This is a genomic window from Streptomyces sp. NPDC087422 (assembly GCF_044744145.1).
Taxonomy (GTDB): Bacteria; Actinomycetota; Actinomycetes; order Streptomycetales; family Streptomycetaceae; genus Actinacidiphila.
In genome coordinates, this window is record NZ_JBIUXT010000026.1 from 1 (window position 1) to 7,842 (window position 7,842).

A 7,842-nucleotide genomic window follows, 5' to 3' on the forward strand; every position below is an offset into this window, starting at 1 on the left:
GGGCCGGGACGACAGCAGTGCGGCCTTGGTGTGATCATGTGCGTTGTCGAGACGCTGTTGATCACGCCAAGGCCGCGAGGGTGAGTCTGCTGCACGACGCTGTACGCGTCGAGTCCCTGACCGTGTTGTCCCGGTTCCGGACCGACTTCTATGACTGTCTGACCGCCCGCGCGGACGCGCTGTTCGAGCTGGCAGACGCCGTGCTGTGCACGGACGGGCCGGTGCGGTCGCTGGTCGACCTCGCGCTGGCACCGGAACACCGCCGGGGTCACGGTTCCCTCTACGCGGGCCTGAACCGCGGCGGGCTCGATGTCGGCCGACTGCGGCGGGTTCTGGCCGGGGTGCCGCTGCCGCGGGCGGCTGACGGGCGGCTGGTCCTGGCCGTGGACGTCTCGCCGTGGCTTCGACCCGACGCCGGGACCGTGCCGGACCGCTCGTTCTGCCACACCTACGGCCGCGGCAACGCCAAGCACCAGATGATGCCCGGCTGGCCGTACTCGGTCGTCGTCGCGCTGGAGACCGGCCGCACTTCCTGGTCCGCGATCCTGGACGCGGTCCGTCTCACGCCCGGCGCCGACCTGGCGGCGGTCACCGCCCGCCAGGTCCGTGAGGTGATCGAACGGCTCGTCGCGGCGGGCCAGTGGACCGAGGGTGATCCGGACATCCTGATTGTGCTGGACGCAGGCTACGACGCGCCGCGCATCGCCTACCTGCTGTCCGGTCTGCCGGTCGAGGTCCTGGGCCGGACCCGGTCGGACCGGGTGATGCGCGGCCCGGCGCCCTCGTGGGAGGAGTTCTACCGGGCCCACCCGAAGGGCGGGCGGCTACCCAAGCACGGCGGAGAGTTCGTCTTCGGCGACCCCGCCACCTGGGGCCAGGAACAGACCGTCACGGTCACCGACACCCGCCTCTACGGCAAGGCCACCGCCCAGGCGTGGGACCGGCTGCACCCCAGGTTGACCCAGCGGGCCGCCTGGCTCGACCACGACGGTCCGCTGCCGGTCATCGAGGGCACCGTCATCCGCCTGGCCGTCGAACACCTGCCCTCCGGCGGGGTGAACAAGCCGGTCTGGCTCTGGTGGTCACGCACCGGCGCCACCCCTGCCGACATCGACCGCTGCTGGCAGGCGTTCCTGCGACGCTTCGACATCGAGCACACCTTCCGCATGCTCAAACAGACCCTCGGCTGGACCCGGCCCCGACTCCGCGACTCGGCCGCCGCAGATCGCTGGACCTGGCTGATCATCGCCGCCCACACCCAACTCCGCCTCGCCCGCCCCCTCGCCACCGACCTGCGGCGGCCCTGGGAGAAGCCAGCGCCCCCGCACAAGCTCACGCCCGCTCGCGTCCGGCGTGGGTTCCGGAACCTCCGCACGAGAACGGGTTCGCCGGCCGGTGCACCGAAACCCACCCGCCCCGGACCCGGCCGACCGCCCGGCTCGAAGAACCGCCGACCGGTAGCACGGCACGACGTCGGACGTGTCCTGGCCACCGGTGAGGCATATGCCCGCCCGGCCCACCACCAAAAAGGAGCTAAGCCGCGCCGCCAGCCGGACTACGCTCCCGCCGGTGACCACACATCCGAACAACGAAGCCGCCGTCCAGCAGTGGAACACCATGCCCCGCGAGGCAATGGAGGCGATGGAGCCGGACGGCGACTTCGCCAAACGCCATCTGATCAACCCGGTGCTGCTGCGCATGCTCGGTGACGTGCGGGGCCGACGCGTCCTGGATGCCGGATGCGGCCAGGGCTACTTCAGCCGCATGCTGGCCACTCGCGGCGCCCACGTCACCGGCGTCGAGCCCACCGACGCGATGTTCACCTACAACCAGGAGAAGGAGCTTGCCCTCCAGCAGGGCATCCACTACATCCAAGCCGACCTGACCCGGCTACCAGACCTGGGCAGCGGGTACGACGCCGTCGTCTGCAGCATGGTGCTGCCCGCCATCCCCGACTGGAAGCCCGCCATGCGAGCCTGCGTGCAAGCCCTGCGACCTGGCGGGCTGTTCCTGTTCTCGGTCAACCACCCCGCCTTCGAGCAACTGCTCGCCACCTGGCGCAAACATGGGGAGTACCGCCTGCGCCGGTACCTGGAGGAGTACGAGATCCGCCTCACCCACGCAACCGACTTCCACCGGCCGATCTCGGCCTACCTCAACGAACTGGCCGCGCTCGGATGCCGACTGCGCGAGATCGCCGAGCCGGGCCTCGAACCCGACATCGCGCGGGAGACAGCGGACACCGAACCCGGCATCGAGAGCTACGTCCACCTCCCCAACTTCTTGATCGTCGCAGCCGAGCATCCATGAGGGCGGAGGTTAAACGACAAGCTAAAGCAGTAAACAGGCTCGTTCACCTGGCAGGGCATCGGCCGGACCGTACGGGCATAACGACTGACCAACACCCAGCCCGCACACCGCCCGCCAGCAGCGGCGCGGGGGCAGATCCACGAGGGCCTGGAGCGGGCGGAGTTCACCCGGAAGCGATGTAACGCCCCTCCCACCTCGGGGCACCGCAACGGCGCTGCACCTCATACACACAGCGCCGCGTTCCTGGGTAGCAACTTAGCCGGGCTACTTCTCTGTTCGCCCTCCACTCCCAGACCCGGGCAAGCGTCCGGGAGGCCATAAACGGAGCGCTGCGTGAGCAGGGGGCTCGCGCGAGACCCCTGCTCACCGAACGTTGGTGGTCAAGGTTTCGATAGTCCAAATTCCAACAAGAACACATCGGGAGATGCAAAAAATCAAGCCAAGCACGGGGAAAGATAAATTGATGCAACCACCATGAAGAGGCAGGTTGGCGGATGAAACGGAGGCAGTTGTTCCGAATCGTCATCTAGCCAAATGACGCCTTCACCTTGTGTGATCGAGTCGCTTGTCACTAACTTCTTCCGAGTCATACACGCCCCGCCGCACAGAGGGTTAATTCAGCAGGCGGAGACAAGGAGAAGAATGATTTCGACTCGCACCATCCTCAAGGGAAGCGTCGCCCTGCTTTTGGCGGTCCCGCTCACAGGACTCGCCACAAATGCTTCCGCAACTTCGACGCCGGGCATCAAGATCTCAACTGAGATAGTTGGCCCGCAGGTTAATATCGGATGCGACGCTTACATCGAAGACCCGTTCTTCGTTGTAAGCGGCGGCCCTCTCTACGGGTCGAGTTGGATCACCAAATGCACTAGTCCCGCCCCGGATGCGTGCCGTGTGACAACTGACCTGGAAAAGGTCTTTCCCACGGGCACGATAGCAACCGTGGCCCACGGAGATTCGGGGTGGGGCCCCTGCACCCCGAACAAGAAGGTCAACACAAAACCTTACGGGTGCCCGAGCGGCCGGGGTAACGCAAGTTACCAGGTACTTTCTACCCTGACGATCCAGGTTGGCGCTCAAGTCGCCGGAACACCTCACTACGGAAACAAGGTCACCAGGCCCTGCGAGTGAGACGTTCTCAACGGCCGTCACGGAGCTGAGAGAGGGGTGCGGCTTGGAGATACGGGCAAGTTCCGCCCGGCCGCACCCCAACAGCCGTTCACGCAATCTACGGCATGACCCGTCAATAATCTTAGAAATCCTCGGTCCTCACGGGATGGTGATCCTGGCGGAGTAGGAAACACCGGAAATCTGAGGCTCCACGCCTTCCCAGAATTGATCTTCGGACTTCCGACTCCCTGACATTCTTGATTCTGCTTCTTTTACTTCGTGGTCGCCGGATTCGACAAAGAACTCGTTCCCCTCCGGATCCGACATGGTGACCTGGCCGATCCCCCAGCCCTGGTGAACTTTTTCGATGACGGTGGCGCCTAAACCGGTAAGACGTCTGACTTCGTCAGAAAGCGTCCCTGTGTCCGGAGCGAGCCGGAGAAGAAACGGGCCCCGTGTAGGTCGATCACCACTGACTTCGGTGAAAAAAATGGCGCACCCATCTCCTGTGCCGGGAAGTTTGATCAGGCAATTCTCTTTTTGAACCTCGGAGAGGCCAAGCGCGGCGCGCCAGAATTTAGCTTGCATCAGTGGACTGCTACATTCCACTACGATATGACGGATCGACATGGAACCAAACATATCCCAGTGCTGCGGTGACGAGCGGGCACCGGAGGAAAGCCCTGGCCAGGTGGGGGGCTGATGGCAGAGCAGCAGGACCTGCGCCTCCGACCTCTGCCGTTGAGTCGACTGAGCGATGCCGAGACCAGACACCGTGAGGTGGTGCCCGATATGAGTCTTATGTTCTCTAAGTAGCTATTTGAAGTTTTCATGGCTATTTTTCAGAGTGAAATGGTCGGCGCCGGGATTTTCGGAAGAGCCGGGTCGACCACCCCGCGCCCCGCAGGGGCGACATCCGTTCTTCGGCCACGGCAGAATCGGCGGGGTGAGTTCTTCTCCCGCGCAGCCGGTTGTTGACGTCGACGACCCCACAACCTGGCCCGCGCCTTTCGCCGACGTCGTGCGTCGGCTCGCGGACGACGCGCACCTCGATGACGTGACCCTTTCGGTGGATCTCGACCTGTACGACGAGGAGGACCAGGCGCGCCGGCTGCTGAGCGGGTGCCTGGTCCGGGCGCGGCACTGCACGCGGTTGCTCGACTACGAGGACGACGCCGTCCGTGCCCAGGGACTGCGGCTCCTGACCGTCGACCTCGTCAACGAGCGGCTGGACCAGGCGTACGAGCGCGGGCTGTTCACCGCCGAAGAACACACCCTCATCCGGGAGAAGAACTGCCTCACCCCCCAGCCCAGCCGGTGGGGGAGACGAGCTGATCAGGTGTGTTTCACCCTGTCCGAGGCCGCGATGGTGCACAACGTCGACAGCGGCGAGCGGCTGCTGACCTTCTGGGGCGGCGAGGCGATCTACTGGCTGTACTGCGAGACCCACCCGGAGATCGGACGGAAGCTGCGCACCATGGGCAGGCCGACGATCGTCACCGCGCTGCTGGACCTGTCCGACCCGGGGAAGCACCGTATCTATAAGTCGCTGATCAACACCTTCGTCGGGAAGGCGCTGGGCAACGAGGAGGCCGATGCCGACGTTCTGTACTTCGAGCCCGTCCCACCCGAGCGCATCGAGTCCGTCGTGCACCCCGGGGATCCCAAGTACGACCGCTTCCCCGCACTCCGACGCACCTGACGATCCGCTTCGGCCAGCGGTATACCAACTCGTCCCGGTGACAAGGCATACGGCGCTACCGTGGACGGACCAAAGCTTCTGGAGTCGAAGATGAGCGAGCTTGAACACGACGAAGCCGCCCCGACACCGGCGCCCGGCCGGGAGGCGCTGACACCGGACGGCGCGGAGGCGCTGCGCGCGTACGCGGCCCGCACCCGTGAGGACGCCGACCGCCCGGCCGCCGTCCTCGAGGACATCGCGCTCAACGGCCTGCCCGACCCCGAGGACTGCACGCCGTGGGAGGAGCTGCGCGAACGCAAGCTCGCGCAGCTCCACGCCGCCCGCGGCCACGTCGCCTGATGCCACGGCACTCCCACCCGCGGGCGAGGATCACCTTCTCGGAGTCTGCGGAGAAGCAGATCGAGGCCCAGACCGACGAAGCCGAACTGCTCGCCCTGGACCGCGCCCTGGCGGTGCTGTCCGTCGACCCCGACGCCGGCACCCCGATCCCCGGCTCGCATCCGGGTCTGCGCGACTACCGCGACGACGTCGACGACGTCCGCGTCGTCTACTTCGTCACCGCGCTGCGGACCATCATTATCTGGGGTTGCGCAGGTCTTTATGCAGTTCACAGGCATGCGATGGTGTGATGCACGTTAGGTACGGCCTGCTGGCAGAGCGATTGAGTGCGCGTCTCACCGGGATGTCCGCGATCTTGATCAGTGCCTGGAACGCCCAAGAAGTGCGTTCCGCAGAACCCAGCGGATGGATCAGTAGGTGACACTGATTCGACGTGCTGGGCCGTCGACTCGGATACGACCGCCGTAGGGGATGACGATCTGCGGGTCTGTGTGGCCCAGGTCGACGTCGAACACCGTCATCGTGTCGGGGGCGTACTGGCTGAGTGCCCGCAGGACGGCTTCGCGCTGTTGCTGCCGGAAGTCCGTTCGCTCCTGGACGGTCAGCCGTTGTTCGAATGACCAGCTCTTGGCCCGGCCCATCAGTAGCGCCAGGAACTGGCGGAGGAGTCCGCGTTCGCCCATGTTGCGCAGAATTCGGTAGACCTCCTCTGCTCCCGGCATTTCTTCGGATGTCTCCAGGAAGAGGACGTTGCCGGAGTAGGTGTCGGCCTGTTGTATTTCGCGGTTGGCCATCAGCAACCAGGACAGGATCTCCAGGTTGCCGCCCCAACTGCTCCCTTCGATTACCCGGTCAGCGTTGTTCCAGGTCCATCCCCCGGCGGGTTCCATCTCCGGTTCGGCTTCGAACGTCTGCGGGTCCTCCCAGGAGCGGTTGACGTCTCCGGAAGCTTTGGAGGGCGTGAGCTCGTACTCGCCCGACGTGAACAGGGCCGCCCGGAGGGATTCTTCGGTCAGCGGGTGCATGGCGCCGGGCCGTCCGAGCTCGACCATTACCGAACCACCGTGGTAGCCGACGATGCCTAGGTTCCGGAGGAAAATCAGCAGGTTGGTGTTGTCGCTGTAGCCGAAGAAGGGCTTGGGGTTGGCGCGGAGAAGACCGCGGTCGAGGTGCGGGAGCACGCTGATCTGGTCGTCGCCGCCGATGCTGGAGATCACTGCTTTGACCTGGGGGTCGGCGAAGGCCGCGTGGATATCGGCGGCGCGTTCTTGTGGGGTCGCGCCCATCCGGCGAGTCGTGGGGTACTCCACCGTCTCCAGCCCGAAGTCATTCTGGAGCCTGCGTAGTCCCAGTTCGTAGGGCATGGGCAGGAGCCCGGGCAGGCCGGACGAGGGGGAGAGGACCGCAACGCGATCTCCAGGGTGGGGCTTGGCGGGGTATCGGAGGGTCGTCATCGGGTGATCGTAGTCGTCAACGGCTCCGCCGCCGCAGGGCTTTTCTCGGGGTGCCATCGGCTGGCCGTGACGCACTGGATCAGGGACGATTCTCGTTGCGGATCATGCGGCGGAGGCTGGTGCGGGCGGCGGCGAGGTCATCTTCGAGCTCGGCGACCCGCTGCGGCAGTTCCGCATTCTGAGTGGTCGCTTGCCGTTCTGCCGTGGACAACCGGAGGTTCTCCTCCGCGAGCTCGTTCACGCGGTCGACCAGGTCGTGGTTGCCGAGCTGTTCGACCTGCTGTCCCAGATGGGTGCGGGCTTGTTGCCGCAGCTGGCCGTTCTCGGTCCGGAGCCGCTTGATCTCCTGTCGAACGAGAAGCAGATCGGTCTGCTCGCTGGTGGTGGAGACCTTCCGCCCGCTCTGCTGGTCCTGGTGGCCTTGGGCACCCTGGCGGACCCGTGCCTGATCGATGCGTTCACGCAGGCCAGGGGCATAGACGAGCCAGCTGGAGACGCCGGCTTCCCGGGCGACCGCGGCAAAAGTGACGGGGCGCTTGTCCCGGAGCATGTCCTGGACAGCCTTCAGGACGCGTCCCCGCTTGTCTGCACTGTCCCGCTGACGTGCGGCTTTGAGGACCTCAGCAGGTGTCCGAGAAGACTTCTGGGATGTCTCAACAGGAATCTGAGGCCTCCTCGCGGATCACGGTCAGCGGCAGCAGCTTGTGGTCCCGAGTGGCCCGGACCTTCCGCAGGATCGAGCTGGCCTCCTCGATCTCCTCGCGCTCGTCCTGGGGGAGCTTGCAGAGCCGGTCGCGCATCGTGTCGGCGACGGTCGTGAACGCGGTGATCTTATGACGTGCCGATGATCATGGTTTTTTTGATCTTGGTTGTGCTGGGGTTGTGCAGTTGTTTCGGGTGGATGAGCGGGGGCGGGGTGTGGCCTGG

At 65.4% G+C, this 7,842-nt stretch carries 8 protein-coding genes and 1 pseudogene; 5 read left to right on the plus strand and 4 right to left on the minus strand.

Annotated features, from left to right (window positions below):
* Positions 1–80: 80 nt before the first annotated feature.
* Positions 81–1,544: pseudogene (locus tag ACIO6U_RS36325) on the plus strand (NF041680 family putative transposase); the annotation flags it as partial.
* 73 nt (positions 1,545–1,617) lie between these two features.
* Positions 1,618–2,310 carry a methyltransferase domain-containing protein gene (locus ACIO6U_RS36330; protein ID WP_391052773.1) on the plus strand — a complete coding sequence of 231 codons (693 nt, stop codon included), beginning with the start codon at positions 1,618–1,620 and terminating at the stop codon, positions 2,308–2,310.
* Positions 2,311–3,579: 1,269 nt separating this feature from the next.
* On the opposite strand, the gene ACIO6U_RS36335 is transcribed toward ACIO6U_RS36330, so the two are convergent.
* Positions 3,580–4,050: a VOC family protein gene (locus ACIO6U_RS36335; protein ID WP_401725760.1), complete on the minus strand. Its 471-nt coding sequence runs from the start codon at positions 4,048–4,050 to the stop codon at positions 3,580–3,582.
* A gap of 316 nt (positions 4,051–4,366) precedes the next feature.
* Here ACIO6U_RS36335 and ACIO6U_RS36340 point away from each other — a divergent pair, with 316 nt between their 5' ends.
* The 3 genes from ACIO6U_RS36340 (at position 4,367) to ACIO6U_RS36350 (ending at position 5,751) form a co-directional block, all read left to right on the plus strand.
* Complete coding sequence (locus tag ACIO6U_RS36340; RefSeq protein ID WP_401725763.1) at positions 4,367–5,122, plus strand: hypothetical protein; 756 nt, start codon at positions 4,367–4,369, stop codon at positions 5,120–5,122.
* 90 nt (positions 5,123–5,212) lie between these two features.
* The gene (locus ACIO6U_RS36345) at positions 5,213–5,461 is read left to right on the plus strand and encodes a hypothetical protein (RefSeq protein WP_401725765.1); all 249 of its coding nucleotides are present in this window, start codon (positions 5,213–5,215) and stop codon (positions 5,459–5,461) included.
* On the plus strand, positions 5,461–5,751 hold the full coding sequence (locus ACIO6U_RS36350; protein WP_401725767.1) for a hypothetical protein: 291 nt from the start codon (positions 5,461–5,463) through the stop codon (positions 5,749–5,751). The genes ACIO6U_RS36345 and ACIO6U_RS36350 overlap by 1 nt, the downstream gene beginning before the upstream one ends.
* 120 nt (positions 5,752–5,871) lie before the next feature.
* Here ACIO6U_RS36350 and ACIO6U_RS36355 read toward each other — a convergent pair whose 3' ends face one another.
* The 3 genes from ACIO6U_RS36355 to ACIO6U_RS36365 all read right to left on the minus strand — a co-directional run bounded on the left by ACIO6U_RS36355 (position 5,872) and on the right by ACIO6U_RS36365 (position 7,715).
* A complete protein-coding gene (locus ACIO6U_RS36355; protein WP_401725769.1) occupies positions 5,872–6,915 on the minus strand; it encodes a S66 peptidase family protein in 1,044 nt (347 codons plus the stop codon).
* 79 nt (positions 6,916–6,994) lie between these two features.
* On the minus strand, positions 6,995–7,579 hold the full coding sequence (locus ACIO6U_RS36360; RefSeq protein WP_401725772.1) for a DUF6262 family protein: 585 nt from the start codon (positions 7,577–7,579) through the stop codon (positions 6,995–6,997).
* The gene (locus tag ACIO6U_RS36365; RefSeq protein ID WP_391052790.1) at positions 7,569–7,715 is read right to left on the minus strand and encodes a hypothetical protein; all 147 of its coding nucleotides are present in this window, start codon (positions 7,713–7,715) and stop codon (positions 7,569–7,571) included. Before ACIO6U_RS36365 ends, ACIO6U_RS36360 begins: the two co-directional genes overlap by 11 nt.
* Positions 7,716–7,842: the final 127 nt, after the last annotated feature.